At 71.2% G+C, this 20,862-nt stretch carries 21 protein-coding genes; 9 read left to right on the top strand and 12 right to left on the bottom strand.

The features are described 5' to 3' along the window. The first annotated feature begins 126 nt into the window (after positions 1 to 126). A complete protein-coding gene (locus tag EDF19_RS08595) occupies positions 127 to 927 on the top strand; it encodes a sugar phosphate isomerase/epimerase (protein WP_185022749.1) in 801 nt (266 codons plus the stop codon). Further along, positions 903 to 2,039, top strand: a complete 1,137-nt coding sequence (locus EDF19_RS08590) for a Gfo/Idh/MocA family protein (protein WP_123680467.1) — start codon at positions 903 to 905, stop codon at positions 2,037 to 2,039. The genes EDF19_RS08595 and EDF19_RS08590 overlap by 25 nt, the downstream gene beginning before the upstream one ends. A gap of 117 nt (positions 2,040 to 2,156) precedes the next feature. Here the strand turns inward: EDF19_RS08590 and EDF19_RS08585 are convergent, their stop codons facing one another. After that, positions 2,157 to 2,516: a hypothetical protein gene (locus EDF19_RS08585; RefSeq protein ID WP_148071062.1), complete on the bottom strand. Its 360-nt coding sequence runs from the start codon at positions 2,514 to 2,516 to the stop codon at positions 2,157 to 2,159. 566 nt (positions 2,517 to 3,082) lie between these two features. Between EDF19_RS08585 and EDF19_RS08575 the strand changes: the two genes are divergently transcribed. Further along, positions 3,083 to 3,496: a DUF1801 domain-containing protein gene (locus EDF19_RS08575; RefSeq protein ID WP_123680464.1), complete on the top strand. Its 414-nt coding sequence runs from the start codon at positions 3,083 to 3,085 to the stop codon at positions 3,494 to 3,496. A gap of 6 nt (positions 3,497 to 3,502) precedes the next feature. Here EDF19_RS08575 and EDF19_RS08570 read toward each other — a convergent pair whose 3' ends face one another. The 7 genes from EDF19_RS08570 to EDF19_RS08540 form a co-directional block, all read right to left on the bottom strand. Continuing rightward, positions 3,503 to 4,123, bottom strand: coding sequence for a TetR/AcrR family transcriptional regulator (locus EDF19_RS08570; RefSeq protein WP_123680463.1), 621 nt, complete (start codon positions 4,121 to 4,123; stop codon positions 3,503 to 3,505). 95 nt (positions 4,124 to 4,218) lie between these two features. Next, positions 4,219 to 4,755 (bottom strand): MarR family winged helix-turn-helix transcriptional regulator, encoded by a 537-nt coding sequence (locus EDF19_RS08565; protein WP_123680462.1) that lies wholly within the window; start codon positions 4,753 to 4,755, stop codon positions 4,219 to 4,221. A gap of 18 nt (positions 4,756 to 4,773) precedes the next feature. Further along, positions 4,774 to 4,959: a hypothetical protein gene (locus EDF19_RS08560; protein WP_123680461.1), complete on the bottom strand. Its 186-nt coding sequence runs from the start codon at positions 4,957 to 4,959 to the stop codon at positions 4,774 to 4,776. A gap of 137 nt (positions 4,960 to 5,096) precedes the next feature. After that, positions 5,097 to 6,059, bottom strand: coding sequence for a glycoside hydrolase family 6 protein (locus EDF19_RS08555; protein WP_123680460.1), 963 nt, complete (start codon positions 6,057 to 6,059; stop codon positions 5,097 to 5,099). A 108-nt stretch (positions 6,060 to 6,167) separates the two neighbouring features. Further along, positions 6,168 to 6,818 (bottom strand): hypothetical protein, encoded by a 651-nt coding sequence (locus tag EDF19_RS08550; protein ID WP_123680459.1) that lies wholly within the window; start codon positions 6,816 to 6,818, stop codon positions 6,168 to 6,170. Beyond that, a complete protein-coding gene (locus EDF19_RS08545) occupies positions 6,815 to 8,785 on the bottom strand; it encodes a primary-amine oxidase (RefSeq protein WP_123680458.1) in 1,971 nt (656 codons plus the stop codon). Before EDF19_RS08545 ends, EDF19_RS08550 begins: the two co-directional genes overlap by 4 nt. A gap of 80 nt (positions 8,786 to 8,865) precedes the next feature. After that, positions 8,866 to 10,359, bottom strand: coding sequence for an APC family permease (locus EDF19_RS08540; RefSeq protein WP_123680457.1), 1,494 nt, complete (start codon positions 10,357 to 10,359; stop codon positions 8,866 to 8,868). Between the two features lie 192 nt (positions 10,360 to 10,551). On the opposite strand from EDF19_RS08540, the gene EDF19_RS08535 reads away from it, so the two are divergent. From EDF19_RS08535 to EDF19_RS08510, 6 genes are all read left to right on the top strand, one after another. After that, positions 10,552 to 12,069: an APC family permease gene (locus EDF19_RS08535; protein WP_123680456.1), complete on the top strand. Its 1,518-nt coding sequence runs from the start codon at positions 10,552 to 10,554 to the stop codon at positions 12,067 to 12,069. Continuing rightward, on the top strand, positions 12,066 to 12,713 hold the full coding sequence (locus tag EDF19_RS08530) for a helix-turn-helix domain-containing protein (RefSeq protein ID WP_260217028.1): 648 nt from the start codon (positions 12,066 to 12,068) through the stop codon (positions 12,711 to 12,713). Before EDF19_RS08535 ends, EDF19_RS08530 begins: the two co-directional genes overlap by 4 nt. A 17-nt stretch (positions 12,714 to 12,730) precedes the next feature. After that, positions 12,731 to 13,417, top strand: a complete 687-nt coding sequence (locus tag EDF19_RS08525; RefSeq protein ID WP_123680455.1) for an SDR family NAD(P)-dependent oxidoreductase — start codon at positions 12,731 to 12,733, stop codon at positions 13,415 to 13,417. An 80-nt stretch (positions 13,418 to 13,497) separates the two neighbouring features. After that, positions 13,498 to 14,106: a M15 family metallopeptidase gene (locus tag EDF19_RS08520; protein ID WP_123680454.1), complete on the top strand. Its 609-nt coding sequence runs from the start codon at positions 13,498 to 13,500 to the stop codon at positions 14,104 to 14,106. A 55-nt stretch (positions 14,107 to 14,161) separates the two neighbouring features. Beyond that, a complete protein-coding gene (locus tag EDF19_RS08515; RefSeq protein ID WP_123680453.1) occupies positions 14,162 to 15,352 on the top strand; it encodes a sensor histidine kinase in 1,191 nt (396 codons plus the stop codon). Beyond that, positions 15,349 to 16,023, top strand: a complete 675-nt coding sequence (locus EDF19_RS08510; protein ID WP_123680452.1) for a response regulator transcription factor — start codon at positions 15,349 to 15,351, stop codon at positions 16,021 to 16,023. The genes EDF19_RS08515 and EDF19_RS08510 overlap by 4 nt, the downstream gene beginning before the upstream one ends. Here EDF19_RS08510 and EDF19_RS08505 read toward each other — a convergent pair. The 4 genes from EDF19_RS08505 to EDF19_RS08490 form a co-directional block, all read right to left on the bottom strand. Next, the gene (locus EDF19_RS08505) at positions 16,020 to 16,784 is read right to left on the bottom strand and encodes a triose-phosphate isomerase family protein (protein ID WP_123680451.1); all 765 of its coding nucleotides are present in this window, start codon (positions 16,782 to 16,784) and stop codon (positions 16,020 to 16,022) included. The genes EDF19_RS08510 and EDF19_RS08505 overlap by 4 nt on opposite strands. Then, complete coding sequence (locus EDF19_RS08500) at positions 16,781 to 18,490, bottom strand: dihydroxyacetone kinase family protein (protein ID WP_123680450.1); 1,710 nt, start codon at positions 18,488 to 18,490, stop codon at positions 16,781 to 16,783. Before EDF19_RS08500 ends, EDF19_RS08505 begins: the two co-directional genes overlap by 4 nt. Next, the gene (locus tag EDF19_RS08495) at positions 18,487 to 19,881 is read right to left on the bottom strand and encodes an MFS transporter (RefSeq protein WP_123680449.1); all 1,395 of its coding nucleotides are present in this window, start codon (positions 19,879 to 19,881) and stop codon (positions 18,487 to 18,489) included. Before EDF19_RS08495 ends, EDF19_RS08500 begins: the two co-directional genes overlap by 4 nt. Before the next feature lie 162 nt (positions 19,882 to 20,043). Next, entirely contained in the window at positions 20,044 to 20,859 is an 816-nt protein-coding gene (locus EDF19_RS08490; protein ID WP_123680448.1) for an SDR family NAD(P)-dependent oxidoreductase, read from the bottom strand. Between the last annotated feature and the right edge of the window lie 3 nt (positions 20,860 to 20,862).

Below are 20,862 nucleotides of genomic sequence, written 5' to 3'. Positions count from 1 at the left end.
CGCAACGCGGGGGAGCAAAAACTACACACCGGGTGGTTTTTGGGGTAGCGTCGTACCCGATCTCGCCGCGGAGCATCGCTCCTCGACGGACCGCGACACCCAGACAGGATCGAAGGAGCCTCTGCAATGCCCACCACTTCTGTGCAGCTGTACTCGCTGCGCGACGCCATCGCCGAAGACCTCGACAAGGCCATCGCCCGTGTCGCCGAGATCGGTTACGAGAACGTCGAGCCCTACGCGTTCGTCGAGCGCGCCACGGACCTCGAGCGTGCCTTCGCCGCAACCGGCCTGAAGGCCCCGTCGGGTCACGTCGCCGTGATCGACGCCGAGGACACCGCGCCGATCTGGGACGCCGCCGAGCGCCTCGGGATCACCACCGTCATCGACCCCTTCATCCCGACGGACCGCTGGCAGACCGCCGACGACGTCGCGAAGATCGCCGAGCGCGTCAACGCCCTGACCGCCGAGGCATCCGCCCGCGGCCTGAAGTTCGGCTACCACAACCACCAGTGGGAGTTCACGAACAAGGTCGACGGCCGCACCGTCTACGACCTCTTCGTGTCGCAGCTCTCGCCGGAGACCGTCCTCGAGGTCGACACCTTCTGGGCGACCGTCGGTGGCGCCGACGCCCCGGCCGTGCTGAAGGCCCTCGGCGACCGCGTCGTCGCGATCCACGTCAAGGACGGCAAGGTCGACGGTGACATCCGCACCGCGCTGCCCTCGTCCGAGAGCGCGCTCATCGTCCCCGAGGCACTCCAGCGTGCGTTCGAGAACCAGACCCCGGCCGGCCAGGGCGACGTCGACGTGGCGGGCATCCTCGCCGCGGCGCCGCAGGCCATCCGCGTCGTCGAGTTCGACGCGTACAAGGGCGACGTCTTCGAGGGCATCACCGAGTCGCTCGCATGGCTGAAGGACAACGACAAGTGAGCCGCATCGGCGTCGGCATCATCGGTGCGGGGAACATCTCGGACCAGTACCTGACCAACCTCACCCAGTTCGCGGACGTCGAGGTCCTGATGGTCGCCGACCTCATCCTCGAGCGCGCCGCGTCCCAGGCCGAGAAGTACGGCGTCCCGGCGTCCGGCACGGTCGAGGAGCTCCTGGCCCGTGACGACATCCAGATCGTGGTGAACATCACGATCCCCGCCGAGCACGCCAAGGTCGGGCAGCAGATCATCGCTGCCGGCAAGCACACCTGGAGCGAGAAGCCCGTCGCGACGAACGCCTCGGACGCGCAGGAGCTGCTCGCAGCCGCTGCCGCCGCCGGTGTCCGCTACGCCTGCGCCCCCGACACCGTCCTCGGTGCCGGCATCCAGACCGCCATCCGCGCCATCGCCCGCGGCGACATCGGCACGCCGCTCACCGCGACGACGATGTTCCACGTGCCCGGACCGGACCAGTGGCACCCGGACCCCGAGTTCCTGTACGCCCAGGGCGCCGGTCCGCTGTTCGACATCGGCCCGTACTACGTCACGACCCTGCTGCACGCGTTCGGTTCCGCCTCGCGCGTGCAGGCCGTGTCGTCGAAGTCCCGCGAGACCCGCGTGATCGGCTCCGGCCCCCGCGCCGGCACCGAGTTCGCCGTCGAGGTGCCCACGCACCACGCCGCGCTCATCTCGTTCGAGGGCGGCCAGTCGGCCCAGACGACCCTGTCGTTCCAGCACGCGCTGCCCCGCAACGGCTTCGTCGAGATCAACGGCTCCGAGGGCACCATCGTGCTGCCGGACCCGAACGTCTTCGACGGCGACAGCACGCTGTGGACGCTCGGCAAGGACGAGCCGACCACGCTCGAGCACAAGGGCTCCACCTGGGGCCGTGGCACGGGTGTCGTCGAGATGGCCCGCGCCATCGCCGAGGGCCGCCCCGAGCGCGCCTCCGGCGCCGTCGCGTCGCACGCGCTCGACGTCATGCTCGGCATCCGCGACGCAGCCGAGTCGGGTCAGGCCGTCGAGATCGCCTCGCGCATCACGAAGCCCGAGCCGCTGCCCGAGGACTTCGACCCCGCGGCCGCGGTCCTCGCCGCTGGCGTGAACGCCTAGTCAGCACGCACCACGAAGGGGCCGGTTCCGTCAGGAACCGGCCCCTTCTGCACGCCCAGCGCACGCATCGTCGGACTGGAGGCACGCCTCGCGTCCGGCCGTCGGCTCACGTCGTGATCAGCAGTGCGTACTCATCGTGATGGTCGAGTACGTGTCAGTCACGTACTCGCGACCGCCCTCCGTGTACCGGATCGAGATCGTTCCGAGTGACCCACCCCGCTCACTCGTCCGACGGACGCCCACCACCAAGCCGACCGCCTTGCCCGAGGGAACCGTTGCTCCGACCGCCTCGCGCTTGCCCGGCCACTTCCCCGGGAGCGGCCACTCCGAGGTGGCGACGCCGCCACCAGGGCGATCCACCAGGATCGCCCCGATGATCCGGAGCCCATCAGACTTGCTGGGCTCAACCGCATCGATGGTGATGGGCGCTCCCGAAGCACGCTCGAGGTCGATCCCCACACCGAACTGACGGAGCACGACGTCCCCGCAGTAGGCCAATCCCTTGTCATCGAACTGCAGTGAGCCACTCGAGGCCGAGGTGCACCCCACGAGACACGCTACGAGAGCGAGCCCGACGGTGCACGCGAGCGGCCTACCTCGTGACGGCGCGTTCCGGTGCCGCACCCCAGTTGCCCTTCGTGCCACAGATCTGTTTCGTCTTCCCAGACTTGTTGAGGTACGACATCGATGCCGACTTGGTCCAGCCGGTCTTGGCCGTGAGCGTCACGCCGAGCGGGCCGAGGAAGTTGACCGCCTGCTCCCACGTGTTCGACGACGTGGTGTCAGTGGTGATCGTCGTGTTGTTGGCAAACGGAGTGCATCGGGTGGCAGCGGGGACGGGAGCAGCTGCAACGCAGACTTCCCCGCCGCCGACGCCGCGGCTGGGCTGAACGTCACCGACGCGAGCACCAGTCCAACGCCGGCGGCCATGGCCAGGTACTTCTTCATGTGTTCCCCTCTTTGGAGTGGTCCTCAGCGACCACGCCTGAAAGACTACATAGAAACTTCACCGTACACGTTCCGAACGTGCCAATGCAGATCAGATGACCCTCGCCATGACACCCTCGAAAGCTCCGATCGGCCCCGTGCTCGACCGCGCGACCGGCGCGCGACGAGCCGAGGTGGACGAGCTGCTCGCACTCCACCGCGACGTCAGCGGCACCGACCCGGTCGTCTGGGCGGGTCGCATCCTCGGCTTCGGTCATTACACCTACCGCTACGACTCCGGCCACTCCGGAATCGCACCGATGCTGGCCTTCGCTCCCGGGCCGAAGCACCACACGATCTACCAGACGGCAGGCTTCGCCGAGCGGTGGCCCGACCTGCTCGCCCGGCTCGGCCCGCACCGGTCGAGCACGGCGTGCCTCTCCGTGACCCGGTTGACGGGCGTCGACCGCGACGTGCTCCGGGAGCTGCTCACCAGGACACTGGACGACGCCCGGGCCCCGCAGGGCTGACCGGGCTCAGTGCTCGGGGGCCGCGGGGACGAGCTGTTCGAGCATCCGGAGCACCCGCTCGCCGTCGACGGCGTCGGGGTCGAGGAGCCACTGGATCTGCAGGCCGTCGGACGCGGCGATGCTCAGGGACGCGAGGTCGACGGGGTCCAGGTCGTCGCGGATGCGTCCGGCCGCCTGGTCCGCGGCGATGAGCACCGCGAGCCCGGAACGCAGCCGCGCGAACCGCTCGCGCATGAACTCGCGGGTGGCCGGGTGCCCTTCCTGCACGGCGTCGGCGGACAGCGTCGTGTAGAGCTGCACGAGTCCCGGGACCGCGCGGTTTCGGGAGGCGCTCTCGCGCATGTCACCGATCGCGGACTTCAGCCGGTCCGGTGCTCCCTGTTCGCGGACCTCGTGCTCGCGGTACACGGCGAGCAGCAGTTCGTCACGGCTCGGGAAGTAGTGCCGCAGTGCCGCGTGGGTGATGCCGAGGGCCTCGGCGACGGAGCGCAACGAGGACGCGTCGACACCCTGTTCCGCGACCATGCGGATCATCTCGTCGAGGATCTGCGCTCGCCGCTCGGTGCCCTTGCGGTACCCGCCGCGGCGCGGCTGTGCCGCGTCGTCGTCGGCGGGCGGGTGCGTCATGCACCCAACTTACCGCTGGAAGGTTTTCCTGCCACTGCCGGACTGGAGGCACGGTGCGGGCCCGACCCGCGCCTCCTGTCCGCCGTCTGGTCGCGTCAGTCGTGGTCGTCGACGGTGTACTCGTCGACGGGTGCCGGTGTGCCGGCGGCGAGGGCGTCGACGATCTTCGTCAGGGACGCAGCGAGCACGGCGTTGTCGGCGTCGGAGAGGTGGTCGAGGACCTCGACCACGGCTTCGTGGAAGCCGGCGTACGACGCGTCGATCTGCTCGGCGGCCCGGTCGGTCGGCTCGAGCACCTGTGCACGGCGGTCGCTCGGGTGGGCGGTGCGGACGAGGAGCTCCTTGCCGACGAGCGCGTCGACGATCTTCGTGACGGAGGCGTTGGAGACCGCGAGCATGACCGCGAGGTCCTTGGGGCCCATGATCCGGCCGTCCCGGTGCGCCTGGAGCATGTAGCGGACCGCGAGGAACTCGTTCTTCGTCAGGTCGCTCTCGATGCGCGCCGACTCGATCTTCTGCTCTTCGGCGTGCTGCAGGCGCAGGAGCGCGTCGACTGCGGTCTTCGCGGCCTCGGAGCGGGGCTCGTGGGCGTAGAGGTGGACGTGCTCTCGACGGACGACGGTCAACGGCATGCGATCATGCGCTCCTTGCTACGCGGCAGCGGTGGTGAAGAAGTCCGAGTAGGACGGCTCGGCGTGGCTGGTGGCCAGCAGCGACGGGTCTGCGATGCGGCGCTCGACGTAGGCGTCGATCACGGCGGGATCGGTCAGGCCGACGCGCGTGTGCCCACCGCCGAAGCGTGTGACCTTCGGCATCCCGGAGTACGTGCTGTGCATGACCTTCCCCGCCCTTCTGGTGTCCCGTGTGGACGAGGGAACTCTTTCACAAAGTGAACGGTCTACGCAATGAACAATCTACGGTGTGTACGTTTCGCGCACTGAACCGTTCGGACGGTGGCGGATCTGCGACGGCGTCAGCGGTTGCGGAGGAGCGCCGCGGCCCCGGTGCGGAACCACTGCCCGGCCGCCGGACCGCCGTTGCACGTGCCGTCGCTCTCCCCCGGCGGCTTCACCCAGAGCAGGGCATCGAGTCCGGTGTCCGCGACCGCGACCTTCGGGTCCGCGCCGAGCCCCGCACCCGTCGGGTTGCACCACTCGCCGGTGGCCCCTCTCCCGTTCCGGGACACATCGATCACGTAGTTGCCGCCGGTGAGCGTGCGGAGCCGTTCGCCGTAGGTGCGTTCGCCCGAGGTCAGCTGGTAGTTCGAGACGTTGAGCGAGAAGCCGCGGGCATCCTGCACGCCCGCACGTTCCAGCCGTGCAGCCATGGTCGTGGCGTCGATCCAGGCTTCGTGTCCGGCGTCGATGTACACCGTGGCGCCGGCCCCGGACAGCTGCTGCACCGCACTGCGGATGAGTCCGTACCGGGTGTTCGCGACGACGCCCGGGCACGACGTCGCCTGTGCCAGGGCGTCCGGCTCCACGATCACCACGGCGCGGTGGCCCCGCAGGGTGTCGGCGAGCACACGGTTCCACGTGCCGTACGCGCCGGCGGTGAGCCCGCCCGCCGAGTAGCTGCCGCAGTCACGCCCCGGGATCGCGTAGGTCACGAACACCGGCGTCCTGCCCTGTGCCCTGGCCGCGGTGAGGTGGCGCGTCACCGTCGTGCGGAGCGCCGAGGTCGACAGCCCGTCGCCGAGCCACACGCTCGAGGGCTGCGCAGCGATCGTGCGGGCGACCGCTGCGTTCTTCGTGTCCCCCTTCGCGGCGAGCGCCGACGCCTGTCGGGCCGCGGTGGTGTCCGTCGGGCGGTAGATGCCGCCGGGGAAGACGCCGCTGCCCTGCGCCGCGGCTGGTGGGGCGGCGACGAGCGGTGCGGCCCCGAGCGCCAGGGCGGCCCCGACGGAGAGTGCGGCGAGCGTGCGGAGGTGCTGCATGGTGCGACCTCGGTTCCTGATCCGGTTCGGGGAGCGTGGTGAGTGCTCCCTCCGAGGGTCCGTCGTGCTCCCCGGACCGTGTCACGGTTTCCCAGGCACCGCGGAGGTTCAGACCATCGCCACGGACATCACCGCGACGGCCAGCCCCATCGCGAGCGTCTCGACGATCGGCAGCGCCCTGGCCCGGCGCCGGATGCCGTCCCGCACCATGTGCGCGGTGAGGAGCAGGTACCCGATCGTCAGGCCACCGAGGACGACCTGCCACGTGACCGCCACGACGCCGACGTGCTGGTGCATGCCCGTCATGCCGGGGTCGTGCGTCATGCCGACCCCCATCGCGCCCATCACGAGGAGGCCGAGCGCCGCGTGCGGTCGCCCGAACCGGCCGTGCGCCGAGGCGACGCGCCCCGCCGGAGCCGACCCGCGCCTCCAGGCCGACGCAGCAGGACCAGCAAGACCAGCAAGACCAGCAAGACCAGCCGAACCAGCAGGACCAGCAGGCCCAGCCGGACCAGCAGGACCAGCCGCACCGCCCTGCACCCGGTGCACCGCCGCCACCACCACGGCGAGCAGCGCGAGCACCACGAACCACAGGACTCCCGGCAGCACGCGGGGTCCGAAGGCCCCGTCGACCATCGCGGCGACCATCACGACGGCCGCCACCACGTCGACCGCACGGCCGGGGCGCCACGCCCCGACCGTGCAGCAGGCTCCGGCGGACGCCGGCACGATGGCGGCGAGCCCGAGCAGGTCCGTCACGACTCGTGGTGGGAGCAGTGCGACGCCGCCGACGCCCCGATGGCGGCCGGCACGTTGAGCGCCGGGTTCCGCGGGAAGAACCCGTACGGCTTCAGCGTGAACTTGGCGTAGTCGACCGGCATGACGGGCCAGTCCTCGGGCCGCGGGAAGTGCGTCGGGCCGAACGTGTGCCACAGCACGATGTCCTCGCCGTCGAGCGACCGGTCGCCCTGCACGTAGCGGGCCACCCCGTCGCCGCCGGGGTTCTGGTGCACGAAGTCGCCGGCCGCGAAGCGCTCCGCGGGGTCGTACTGCGTGACGTAGAGGTGCTTCCGCGCGAACTCGGCACGCGACGCCACCGAGGACGAGTCGTCGGCGAGCAGCACCGGGGCGTCCTGCGGGTACAGCACGTAGCCGGTGGGGCGGTCCAGGTGGTTGCGTTCCTCGGTGTTCGAGATGAACCACGTGCGGGCCTTCGACGCGTCGGCGAGACGGCCGGACGATGCCTCCGACGCGATCCTGGTCACCGACTTCGTGAACGCGTTGCCGTGCTCGTTGCCCGGTCCGACGGGCACGCGGACGGCGTCCACCTCGTCGACGGCGTTCGACAGCCCGTCGACCATCATGTCGAGCCGCGCCGAGAACAGGTGCTGGTGGTACGGCGCGCCGAGGCCGGGCGCCACCTCGGACGCGTACGGGTAGTCGTCGCCGGACTCCGACCGCCCCGGGTACGACGACGTGAACAGCACGCCGGTGAGCTTCGCCTCGCACTCGATCGTGCCGTCGAGGTACAGGTACCAGTAGAAGCCGTAGTCGTAGTTGCCGACGGTGGTGAAGAAGGAGATGACCAGGCGCCGCGAGCGTCGGACCTCCTGCGATCCGGTGTAGATGTCGCCGTGCTTCCAGAGGGTGCCGAAGTCCTCCTCGTGCATGCAGATGCCGTTGCGGATGGTCTGCGGGTTGCCGAGTTCGTCGGACAGGACGGCGTCGAAGTACTGGATCTCGCCGACGCAGTCGCAGCCGAGCTCGAGCGAGTTCGTGAACCGACCGAACAGGTACTCGCCGGTGTCGAAGTAGTTCTGCCAGAACCGGACCGGGGACGGGTCGCCGTACGGCACGAGCATCTCGTCGATCGACGCGCGGTAGACGATCGGGCGCAGCCGGTCGCCGTCCTGCCACGACAGCTGGCGGAGCACGAGCCCCTCGCGGGCGTCGAAGCCGACCTGGAACCGCCAGTTCGCCCACTCGACGAACTCGCCGTCGACGGTGAACGACGGGCCCTCGGGCTGCGTGATCACGATCGGCTTGAGGTCGAGCGGCTCGCCCTGCATCGCCGGGTCGTCGAAGTTGCCGGAGGTCGTCGGCACGGGCATGTCCTCCACGTCCACGATCCGGGTGACCGCTCGGTTCGCGGCGTCGACGTAGACCGACAGGCCGTCGACGGGGTGCGCCCAGACGTGGTCGGCGGGGTGGTCCTGCTTGAACGCGAGGACGCGCAGGATCCGGCGGCCCTCTTCCTCCGGGTAGTCGTAGTACCCGGCGGACAGCGGCACGCACTTGACCTCGTCGACGGTCAGTCCGCGCTTCGCCAGGGCGGCGACCCAGCGCTCGTCCGAGTTCGCGATCTCGCCGACGGCGTCGAACTCCTCGATCAGGACGGGCAGCTGGCCGCGGGAGCCGTCGAGCACGTCGGTGCGCAGGACCGTGCCCGTGGTGATCGAGACCACGCTGTCGGTCGAGCGTCCGGTCGCCATGTCGAGGAGCATCACGCGCGCCGCACGCTCCGGCAGCGGTGCCTCGCCGGCCTGCCAGGCGAGGACGTCCTGCTTGTGCGGCTCCTCGAGGCCGACGTACGCGAAGCGCGTGGTGTCGGTCCAGTCCGGCTGTGCCGTCACGAGGTCGCGGACGGCGGTGAACTCGTCGGGGGTCAGGCTGGCGAGCGGGTGCGTGGTCGTGGTGGTCGCGGTGGTCGGTTCGGTGATGGTCATGTGCGTGGTGCTCCTTGCGCGTTGCGTCGTGCGTGGGGTCGGGTCGTGTCGGCCTGGAGGCGCGGGTCGGCTCGGTCGGGTCAGCTCTCGGTGGCGAGACGGTCGAGCATCTGCTCGTAGCGGCTCCGGCTGCGGCGTCGCAGCACCACCGCCTGCACCACGCCGACGGCGGGGACGACCACGACGAGGCCGGTCAGCACGATGCTCACGACCCCGAAGACGCTCGCCCCGGAGCCGTCGACATCGCCGACGAGCGTCGGGAAGTTCACCCAGATCAGCACCGCGGACGCGATCAACCCGAGGAACCCGAGCATCGGGGCGACGACGGTGTTCCAGATCCGCCGGTCGGCGCCGTTGCGGCGGAAGTACACGATGACGGCGAGGCTCGTCGCGGCCATCAGGATCGCGACGCCCAGGGTGGCGACGCCGGCGAACCAGCTGAACACCTGCAGCACCGGGTCGAGCCCGAGCACGGCGAACAGCACCATCAGGACGGCGGCCGTGACGGTCTGCACGACGCTCGAGGTGTGCGGGGAGGCGTGCTTGCGGTGCACGTCGCCGAGCCTCGCGGGCAGGAGCGACGCGTTCGCCATCGAGTGCTGGTACCGCGTGATCACGTTGTGGAACGACAGGACACAGGCGAACATGCTCGTCAGGAGCAGCACGTTCAGGACGGCCTCGCCCGCGCTGCCGATGTACTGCGCGGCGGTGGTGAGGATGAGCGAACCCGGGTCCTTCGCGGCCTCGGCCAGCACCCCGTCCGGACCCCACGCCATCACGAGCCCCCACGACGCGAGCGTGTAGAAGACGCCGATGCCGATCACGGCCGTGTACGTGGCACGCGGGATCGTCCGCTCCGGGTCCTTCGCCTCGTCGCGGAAGATCGCGGTGGCCTCGAAGCCGATGAACGCCGCGATCGCGAACATCAGGCCGACGCCGGGCGAACCGGACATGATCTGGGTCGGCTCGAACGGTGCGAGCGACAGCCCGTCGGCGCCGCCGCGGAACACGATCGCCGCGACGAGGACCAGCACGATGCCGACCTCACCGACGAGCAGGACCCCGAGGACCTTGCTGGACAGGTCGATGTGCCGGTAGCCGAGCACCCCGACCAGGGCCACGACGACCAGGGACCAGACGTACCAGGGGATGTCCGGTCCGCCGAGGCCCGTGACGGTCACCCCGAGCAGGTACCCGATGTAGCCCTGCACGCTGACCTGGATCGTCGTGTAGGTCAGGAGCGCCAGGGTCGCAGCGCCCGCGCCGGCCGGACGTCCGAGTCCGTGCCCGACGAACGTGAAGAACGCGCCGGGCCGTGGCACGTGCCGGGTCATCGCGGCGAGGCCGACCGAGAAGAGCAGCAGCACGACGGCCGACGCGGCGTACAGCGACGGGAACCCGACGCCGTTGCCGAGGAGCATGCCGAGCGGTGCGGCGCCGCCGACGACGGTGAGCGGGGCGGCGGCCGCGACGACCATGAACACGATCGCGGTGACGCCGAGCGAGCCGCGCATGGTGCGCTGCGGCGCGGGTGCGGCTCCGAGTGACGCGGGGTCCTTCGTGATGCTGGACATCGTGGCCTTCCGGTTCGGGTGGTGGTGCTGGGTGTGACCACCGTCCCGTGCCGCCGTTGCGCCCCCGTTCCGCCGGCGTGAAACCCCGTCGCACCCGAATGGGACGCCCGCCCGCGGGTGTCTCATTTGCGTGAGACCCCCGCGAAACACGGGCGAGACGTCGGGGCAACGCCGCGGCCGTACGGTTGCCGCATGTCCGCGCTCGACCGTGCCATCGCCGACCCGCCCCGGGTGCCCGGCATCGGCACGCGCTCCCCCGTCGACGGTCTGTCCCGCCGGAGCGTCGGGCCGCTCGACGTCCTCGCCCAGTCCGTGTCCGCGGTGGCACCCTCCGCCGCCGCGACGACGATCCCGGTGCTCGTGGCGACCGTCGCCGGGCAGGGGGCGACGTGGTCGCTCCTCGCCGCGATGGCGCTGTCGTTCCTGGTGGGGCGCACCGTCAACCAGTTCGTCCGCCGGGTCGCGGGCACCGGTTCCCTCTACACGTACGTCTCGCTCGGGCTCGGTCCGGTCGCCGGGGTCGTCGCCGGCACGGCCCTGCTGCTCGGCTACGGCTTCATCGCGATGTTCTCGTTGACCGGCAGCGGCTACTACCTCGACTACCTGCTGTCCCGGTTCCTGCCGGCAGCCGGCGGTGACGCACTCCTGACGATCGTCGTGGTGGTGGCGATGGGAGCCGCGGTCTTCGCGGTGATCGCACTCGGCGTGCGCCTGTCGACCCGGTTGACGTTGCTCGTCGAGTCGCTGTCGGTCGCGGTCATCGTGGTCCTGATCGTCGCGCTCGTCGCGCGCCTGCACCCGGTCGACCTGTCCGCCGTCGCCCTCGGGCCGACGTCGCCCGCCCCGTTCGCGGTCGGGACCGCACTCGCGGTGACCGCGTTCGTCGGGTTCGAGAGCGCGTCGGTCCTCGGTGTGGAGGCGCGGCGCCCGTTCCAGGCGATCCCCCGCGCGATCTCGTGGACCGTCCTGGTCGCCGGGGCGCTCTACCTGGTCAGCGCTGCGGCCCAGCAGGCGGGGTTCGCCGCGATGGGCGCCGACCTCGCAACGAGCGCCTCCCCCGTCAACGAGCTCGCCACGGACTTCGGCCTGCAGTGGATCGGGTGGGTGCTCGACCTCGGGATCGCGGCGTCCTTCGCGGCGTGCGCGATCGCCTCGACGACGGCGCTCGTCCGGGTCCTGTTCGCGATGGGACGCGAGGGTGTGCTGCCGCGCGCGCTCGGTCGCGCGTCGCCGCGGTTCCGGACGCCGTTCGTCGCCGGCGCGGTCGCGTGCGCGGTGCTCACGGTGCTGCCGGTCCTCGGCCTGGCGAGCGGGATCCCGACGTGGACGCTGATGGAGACCGAGCTCGTCGTCGCGGCACTCGGGTACATCGCCGCCTACGCGCTGACCTGTTTCGCGGCACCGGTGTTCCTCCGTCGCATCGGGGAGGTGACCGCTGGCGTCGCGATCGTCGCCGTCTCGACCGGGGTCCTGCTCACCGCCGTCCTGCTGACCTACCTCGGGGTCGAGGCCGCATCCCCGCGGTGGCCCGCCGTGGCCCTCACCGTCGGGGCCGTCGGCGCCGTCGTGGTCACGTTCCTGGTGGCCACACGTCGGCGACCCTGGCGACGGGGTCGGAGCCGCGCCGTGTACGACGTGCCCGTCGAGGCGGACCTGCTCGGTGCCTCCAGGCCGTCCGCCGGGACCGGCCACGAGGCGGAGGTGCGGTGAGCGAACCCGGACTCCGCGCACGGCAGCCGAAGGCGATCCAGAACGCCCTCGCGGTGCTGGAGGCCGCCGCGCACGCGGGCCCGGGTGTCACCGCCCAGCAGATCTCCGACGCCCTCGGGATGCCCAGGGCAACGACGTACCGGCTGATCACCCTGCTGGTCGAGGACGAGTACCTCGTTCGCCTGCCCGACCTGCGCGGGTTCGCGCTCGGCCACAAGGTCGCGGAGCTCGCCGGCGTCGGGACCGCACCGTCGCTCACGCCGCTCCCCCGTGCCGTGCGCTCCGTGCTCGCCGAGGTGCGGTCCGCCGTGCGGGCCGGGGTGCACCTGGCCCGGTACGACGCCGACGGCCTGCGTGACATCGACGTCGACCCGGACTTCCCACTGCTCGACGAAGCGGCGCTCCGAGCAGCACCCGGGTCGAGCGCGATGGGCCGGCTGCACGCGACCGGTGGTGCCTCCGCACTGCAGGTCGGGGCGTTCGCCCGCGGGTTCGGGTGCCTGGCGCTGCCCGTCCTCGGCGAGCGCGGGGAACTCGTCGCCGGGCTGACCCTGTCGGCGCCGGCCACTCGGGTGGAGTCGCCGGGCGACGCGCTCGGGCACCTGCGGGCCGCCGTCGCCCGGCTGGAACCGCTGCTCGGTTGAGCGCCTAGCGTGGCGGTGTGGACCTCGAACTGAACAACCGTGTCGCGCTCGTCGTCGGAGGGAAGGGGTACATCGGTGCAGCCGTCGCCGATCGACTCCGGGCCGAGGGAGCAACCGTCGTCGTCGCGTCCCGCAGCGCCGACGACACCGACGGCAGCGTGTCCATCGACACGTCCTCGCAGGAGTCCGTGGACGCCGGCGTCGCGCAGGTCATCGAGCGCCACGGACGGATCGACGCGCTCGTCGTGACCGCCGCCCCGAGCGCCGGCACGCTCGACCCGGCGAAGAAGTCCGACCCGACGCAGATCCTCGACGCGATCGACGGCAAGGCCCTCGGGTTCCTCCGGGTCGCGAACGCCGTCCTCCCCGTGCAACGCGCGGCGGGCTTCGGCCGCGTGGTGGTCGTGAGCGGGCAGAACGCCTACTTCACGGGCAACATCACGGCCTCGCTCCGGAACACGGCGGTGAGCGTCATCGCGAAGAACCTCGCCGACGACGCCGCGGGGACCGGGGTCACGGTGAACGTCGTGAACCCGGGCACGGTGACGGACACTCCGTCCGCCGACGTCCAGCGCGGCTCCGGCGGGGACTCGACCCCGCAGCAGATCGCCGACCTGATCGCGTTCCTGTCGTCCCCGCTGTCGGCGGTGTCCGGCGAGTCGATCTCGATCGCGCACCGTGTGCTGGGGTCCGTCGTCGTCTGACCCCGGCTTCACCCGGCAGGACGAAGCGCTTCGGTCTGCCGCCCGATGCCGTTCGGCGGCGTATTCCACATGCTGGTCACATGAAGAAACCACTGCTCTGGCTGGCCGGCACACTCCTGATCTGCGCCACCGCGGTCGTCGCCGCGGGCTGTGCAGTCGTCCCCGCGGCGAACGGCACGTCCAGCGCGCTCGGTCGCGCGAGCACCACCGTCATCACGGGGGCGCACACCGATGTCGGCGGCCACCGGATCAGCGAGGGGGACGGCTGGATCCCGCGGAGCGCTCCCGTGGGTTCGCTCGGGGACCGCGCAGCTGTCGCGAACCTCGACCCCGATCTGCGTCGCGCACTCGCCGACGCCACCGCAGCTGCGGCTGACTCCGGTGTCGAGGTGCGGGTGAACTCCGGTTGGCGGACGAAGGGTTACCAGCGGGCGCTCCTGGACGAGGCCGTCCGGGAACGTGGTTCGCTCGCGCAGGCACGGCGGTGGGTGAACACCCCCGAGCGGTCGTCGCACGTGCGGGGCGAGGCCGTCGACATCGGGTCGTGGGACGCAATGGACTGGATGAGCGAACACGGCAGCGACTTCGGCCTGTGCCAGACGTACGAGAACGAGGCGTGGCACTACGAACGCGCCACCACCCCCGGCGGCACCTGCCCCGAGATGCTCGTCGACGGCAGTGCCGGATGACCCGGCATCACCGACGGCCCCGGCAGCGCCGGATGACCCGTGCGATGATCGAGCCGTGACGGAGCGGCAGACGTTCATCCGGCCACTCGCCACCCGGTCGATCACCGTCGACGTGGCCTGGGCCGTCGTCGCAGCGCTCGTCTTCCTCGCGCCGATCGAGCTCGAGCTCGAACACGCCAGCTTCCTCGCCGTCGTCGCCGCCACCGGGGCGATCGCCCTCCGCCGGATCTCACCTTCGGGTGCGATGCTCCTCACGGTCGCGCTCGGCCTCGTCCAGGCCCTCGGCGGCGAGCGCCCTTCCCTCGTCGACATCGCGATGTTCGTCGTGATCGGCACGGTCGCGATCGTCGGCACGACCACCGAGGTCCTGCTCGCCGGCGTCCTCGCGCTCGTCGCCGGGATCAGCGCCACCTACTACCTCGCCTCGACCGGCTTCCGGTTCGCGGTCCTGCTCAACGGTCCGCCCGACCAGGCGCTGCTGACCCTGGCCGCGCCGGTGACCGCGCTCCTGGCGGTGTGGGCCGGCGGTGTCGCCGTGCGGGCCTTCCGCTCCCGGAACCGCGAGTCCGTCCGCCGCGCCGAGGCCGAAGCGGCGACCACCCGCGCCGAGGCCGTCGCCACCCGCGCGGTCGACGAGGCCGAGGCCGAACGCATCCGCGCTGCCGTCGCCCGTGACGTCCACGACGTCGTCGGGCACTCCCTCGCGGTGATCATCGCGCAGGCGGACTCGGTCCCGTTCCTCGACGACGAGGCCCGCATCCGCGAGGTCAGCGCCACCATCGCCAGCACCGCCCGGAGCTCACTGCTCGAGGTGCGCCAGGTCCTCGGCCACATCGACGGCTCGGCCGCTGCCACCGACCCGGGGACCCTGGCCGAGATCGTGCAGGGCATCCGCGACGCCGGGGTCGATGTCGGTCACACCGTCCGCGGCGTCCCGGTGGCGCTCGGCTCCGACTCGGGCACGGCTGCCCGCCGGGTGCTGCAGGAGATGCTCACCAACGCCCTCCGCCACGGCGCGCCAGGCCGTCCGGTCGCGGTGCACGAGACCTGGCGGAGTGCCGATCTCGTGCTCGAGGTCGAGAACCTCGTCGGCGACGGCTCGACCGGCGGTTCGGGTCGCGGCCTCGACGGCATGCAGTCCCGGCTCACCACACTCGGCGGCTCGTTCGACGCCGCCGTCCTGGACGACGTGTTCACCGCACGCGCCCGCATCCCGTTCGACGCACCAGGGGGACCACGCAGATGACCGGACCGATCACGATCCTGCTCACCGACGACCAGGCGCTGTTCCGAGCCGGGCTCCGCGTGGTGCTCGACGCCCAGGACGACATGGAGGTCGTGGGCGAGGCCTCGGACGGTGCCGAAGCACTGGCGCTGATCCCGGAACTCCGCCCGGACGTGATGCTGCTCGACATGCGGATGGCGGGGATGGACGGCGTCGAGACCGTCCGGCAGCTGTTCTCCGGCGCGGTGGACGGGCCGCTCCCCCGCGTCGTGGTGCTCACGACCTTCGGGCTCGATCCGGCAGCGGCGACCGCGATCCGGTTGGGTGCCAGCGGGTTCCTGCTCAAGGACGCCACCCCGACGTTCCTGTTCGCGGCCGTGCGTGCCGTGCACGAGGGCAGCTCGGTGATCGCACCGAACGACCTGGCGCAGCTGTTCGGCGAGGACGTCGAGCGGGCGCCGGCCCCGCAGCCGTCGGAGTTCCAGACGCTGACCGAACGGGAGCGCGTCGTGTTCGGTTGGGCGTCGCGCGGCCTCTCGAACGCCGAGATCGCGACGAAGGAGTACGTCACCGAGTCGACCGTGAAGACCCAGATCTCGAGCATCCTGGGCAAGCTCGCGCTCCGCGATCGCGTGCAGCTGGTCGTCTACGCACACGACCACGGCTTGGCGGGCACCCGCGACCAGTCCTAGCGCGCAGCGACCTCGTCGAGGATCGCCTCGACCGCGGCGGGGTCGTGCGCGAACCGTCCGAGGAACAGCCCGCCGATCCGTCCACGCCCCCGGGTGAGCAGCCCCGGTCCGGCACTGCCCCCGTAGAGCACGGTGCTCCCACGTAGTTCGGGTCGCGTCTCCAGGTGCCGTTCGATCCCCTCGAGCACCGCCACGATGTGGTCGTCCGGAGCGGGCGCGGGGGCACCGATGGCCCAGACCGGCTCGTAGGCGACGGTGAGCGCACCCGCGAGACCGTCGGCGACGGCCGTCGAGACGGCTCGGTCGAGCTGCGCGGTCACCTCCGTGATCGCTTCCGTCCCACCCGGCCGGGAGGCGCGGGTCGCCTCCCCGACGCAGACCAGCGGACGCAGGCGGTTGCGGAAGGCGGCGTGCACCTTCCCCGCGACGGACGCATCGTCCTCGTGGAACAGGGAACGGCGCTCCGCGTGCCCGATCTCGACCAGGTCGACCCCGATCTCGCGGAGTTCGGCACCCGAGACCTCGCCGGTGTACGCGCCCTCGTCCGCCCATGCCAGGTCCTGTGCCGCGAGGAGGACCCCCGACCCGGCGAGGACCTGCCGCACGGGCACGAGCGCCGGGAACGTCGGCGCGACGAACAGCGAGGCCGCTCCCGAGCGCACCGCGGGGTGCCGCCGCGCGATGTCGGCGACGGCACCGGCCCACTCCAGGGTCCGGGCGTGCGTGAAGTACATCTTCAGCGACACCCCGATCGTGATCACGGTGCGAGGGTCTCCACGATGAGGGCGAACGACACCGCTCCCGGGTCCGCGGTGCCGACCGCGTGCTCGGCGTGGGTGCGCGCCCGGCCCATCTTCGGCACGAGCGACGCGGTGGCGTCGGCGGCGTCACGGGCAGCGCGGACCGCCTCCTGCCAGGCCTGGGCGAGCGGGGCGCCCTCGTCGGTCCTGGCCCGGAGCACCTCGTCGAACGGCACGAGCGCGTCGACCATGGTCTTGTCCCCGACGGTCGCACCGAAGGCGAGCACCGCCTCGGTCGCGGCAGCGACCCCCTGCGCGACGTCGGCACCCGTCGGACGCGAGTCGTCCCCGAGGACGCGACCCAGTGCCTCCAGGGCGGCTCCCCAGATCGCACCGGACGTGCCGCCGGCCTTGTCGGACCAGGCGTCTCCCGCGATCCGCAGCACGGAACCCGCTCCGGCGCCACGGGTGACGGCGTCCGCTGCCGCCGCGTCGGCGGCGTGCGATCCGCGCTGCATGCCGATGCCGTGGTCGCCGTCACCGGCCACTGCGTCGATGCGGCCGAGTTCGTCGGCGTGCTCGTCGAGGACGGCGCGGACGGCGGAGAACCCGGCGGCGATCCGTTCGCCGACCGCGCGGGACTCGTCGCTGGCTGCACCGACCTGGTCGGCTTCGGCGTCCGCCGCGATGGTCGACGGGTCGATGCGCTCCTGCGGGACCGCGCCGCCCTTGCGGTAGGCGGGGGTGTCCGCCGGGGCTGCCCAGAGTTCCTCGAGCTCGTCGTCGAGCCAGAACAGCGTCAGCGAGACGCCGGCCATGTCGAAGCTCGTGACGAGCTCGCCCACCTCCGGCTCCACGATGACGACCCCGGCGTCGGCGAGCAGGCGTTGCACCGAGCGGTAGACGACGAAGAGCTCTTCGTACTTGACGCTGCCCAAGCCGTTCAGGATCGGCACGACTCGTGCACCGTCGGGGGACGAAACCCCCTCTGGTAGTTCGTCGAGCAGCCGGGAGACGAGGAGTTCGGCGAGCCCGTCGGCCGTGGGCACGTCGGTTTCATCGATCCCGCGCTCCCCGTGGATGCCCATGCCGACCGCCATGCGGCCCTCGGGCACCTCGAACAACGGTTCCTCGGCCCCGGGCAGCGAGCAGCCGGAGAACGCGACGCCGAAGCTGCGCGTCCGGTCGTTCGCGCGCTCCGCGACGGCGGTGACGTCGTCGAGCGTGCGGCCCTGCTCGGCGGCGGCACCGGCGACCTTGAAGACGCAGAGGTCCCCCGCGATCCCACGACGCTTCGCAGCGTCGTCCGCCGGAGCGCTGGTGACGTCGTCGGTGACGCGGACCGTCCGGACCGGGATGCCGTCCGCCTCGAGCGTCCGCGATGCGGCGTCGAAGTTCAGGACGTCCCCGGCGTAGTTACCGTAGCTCAGCAGCACGCCGCCGCCGTGCTCGGCCGCGCGCGCGACACCGGCAACCTGCTGCGCGCTCGGACTGGCGAACAGGTTGCCCATCGCCGCGCCGGCGGCGAGCCCCGGCCCGACGAGTCCACCGAACGCCGGGTAGTGGCCGGAGCCACCGCCGATCACGACGGCGACGGTCCCGTCCGGGCTCGTGGTGGAGCGGGCGACGCCGCCGTGCACCTTCCGCACCCACCGCTCGTTGGCGACGACGAAGCCGTCGGTCGCCTCGTCGGCGAAGTCAGCGGGGTCGTTGAACAGTCTGGTCATGCGTTCGTCTCCTTCGACGTCGATGCCGTGCGCACGTGCGAGGTGTCCAGCAGATCGTCCGCCTTCGACCTGCGGAAGAACTTCGTGCAGAAGATCATCACCGCCGCGACGAAGGCCAGGACCCCGAGGGACACGATGCCGAACGCACCACTGTCGGTCGGCACCACCTCGTTGATCGCGGTGCGCATGATCGGTGCCACGAACCCGCCCAGGTTGCCGAGCGAGTTGATCAGGCCGATGCCCGCAGCCGCCGCGGCACCCGTCAGGAACGCCGTCGGGTACGCCCAGGTGATCGGGCCGACCGCCAGGAAGCTCGCGACTGCCAGCGTGATGAACACGATGCCGAGGATCGGCTGCCCGTTCGCGCCCGCCCACGCCGACCCGAGGATCGACAGACCGGTCGTCAGGTAGAAGAAGGTGCCCCAGCGGCGACGACGTCCGACGGAGTCCGCCTTCGAGCCGACCAGGTAGCAGGCGACGAGGCCGACGAGCCACGGGATGGCGGACACCAGGCCGACCTGCCACCCGACGTCCTGCCCGAGCAGCGACGAGACCTGCTGCGGCAGGTAGAACGTCGTGCCGTACACGGCGACCTGCAGGCAGAAGTAGATTATCGTGAAGTACCAGACGCGGCCGCTCGCCATCGCCCGCCAGATGCCGACGGGGCCGTCCTCGCTCCTGGCGGAGTCCTCCCGGGCCATCGCCGCGGTCAGCGACTTCTTCTCGCCCGGTTCGAGCCACTTCGCCTGCTGCGGACTGTTCGTCAGGAACACCAGGGCGGCGATGCCGGCGAGCACCGCGAGGATCCCCTCACCGGCGAACATGACCTGCCAGCCGTGGAACGGGGTCGCCTGGTCGCCGAAGCTCAACAGGCCACCGGACAGCGGCGCGCCGATCATCTGCGAGAACGGCTGCGCCAGGTAGAAGATCGCGAACATCCGCACGCGGACCTTGTTCGGGAACCACTCGGACAGGTACATGATCACGCCCGGGAACAGCCCCGCCTCGGTCACACCGAGGATGAACCGCAGGACGATGAACATGGTGTCGTTCGTCGTGAAGGCGAAGAGCGCGGCGACGATGCCCCACGTGATCGCGATGCGGGCGAGCCAGAACCGGGCACCGAAGCGCTTCAGCAGCAGGTTGGACGGGATCTCGAAGATCGCGTAGCCGATGAAGAAGATGCCGGCGCCGAGCGCGAACGCCGCGTCCGAGATGCCGCGGTCGACGCTGAGCGCCTCTTCCGCGAAGCCGACGTTGGTGCGGTCGAGGAACGCGACGAAGTACAGGATGACGAGCATCGGCATCAGGTGCTTCGTCGCCTTGCCGATGGCGGACTTCAGGCCGGGGTCGTTCGTCGACCCGAGCGCGGGGGCAGGGGGAAGTGACACGGGTTCGCTCCTTTGCGAGCACGGTGCGGTTTCGGGGTGTCCGGTGGCCGGGCCTGTTGGCCGTTCGGCTGTCGGCCGTTCGGCCTGTTGGCCGTTCGGTCGTCCGGACGGGAGGCACGGATCGCGTCGCGCGGACGGCGCGCGATCCGTGGCCGGGCGGCGCTAGTGCATGTACAGGCCGCCATCGACGTTCAGCGTCTGGCCGGTGACGAACCCGGCGTCCTCGCTGATCAGGTAGGCGATCGCAGCGGCGATGTCCCGCGGCGTGCCGATCCGGGGCAGCACGCCGTCCGCCGCCATCTCGATCTTGCGCTCCTCGGTCAGGGTGCCGCCCATGATGTCGGTGTCGATCGGGCCGGGGGCGATGGCGTTCACCGTGACGCCGCGCGGGCCGAGCTCGCGGGCCAGACCGCGGGTCAGCCCGATCACGCCGGCCTTCGCCACCGTGTACGGGGTCTTGCTGAACGTGCCGCCACCGCGCTGGGCGGAGACGGACGACAGGTTCACGATGCGCCCGTAGCCGTGCTCGACCATCGACTCCGCCGCCCGCAGGCTCGCGAAGTGCACGCCGTCGAGGTTGATCGACAGCACCCGGTGCCACTCCCCCTCGGGCAGGTCGAGGTAGGCGTGCGCGGACGAGACCCCGGCCAGGTTGACCAGGGCGGTGATGGGCTCGAGTTCGGCCTCGATCGTGTCGAAGGCGGCGCGGACGGCGGTCTCATCGGCGACGTTCGCGCCGACCCCGACGGCCCGGACGCCGTGCTGCTCGCGGATTTCGGTGGCGACCTGTTCGCTCGCGGCCTGGTCGAGGTCGATGATGCCGATGTCCCACCCGGCTTCGGCCAGGTGGTGGGCGGTGGCGCGTCCGATGCCGCGCGGCGAGGCCGCTCCGGTGAGGACGACGGTGCGGGGCTGTTCCGTCTGGGCTTTCTGGGTGCCCTGGGGGTTCTGGGTGCTCTGGGGGTTCTGCGTGCTCATTGC

Source organism: Curtobacterium sp. PhB115, assembly GCF_003752025.1.
Lineage (GTDB): Bacteria > Actinomycetota > Actinomycetes > Actinomycetales > Microbacteriaceae > Curtobacterium.
Note: the sequence above shows the minus strand (reverse complement) of the source record. Positions and strands in the feature narration are given on the sequence as shown.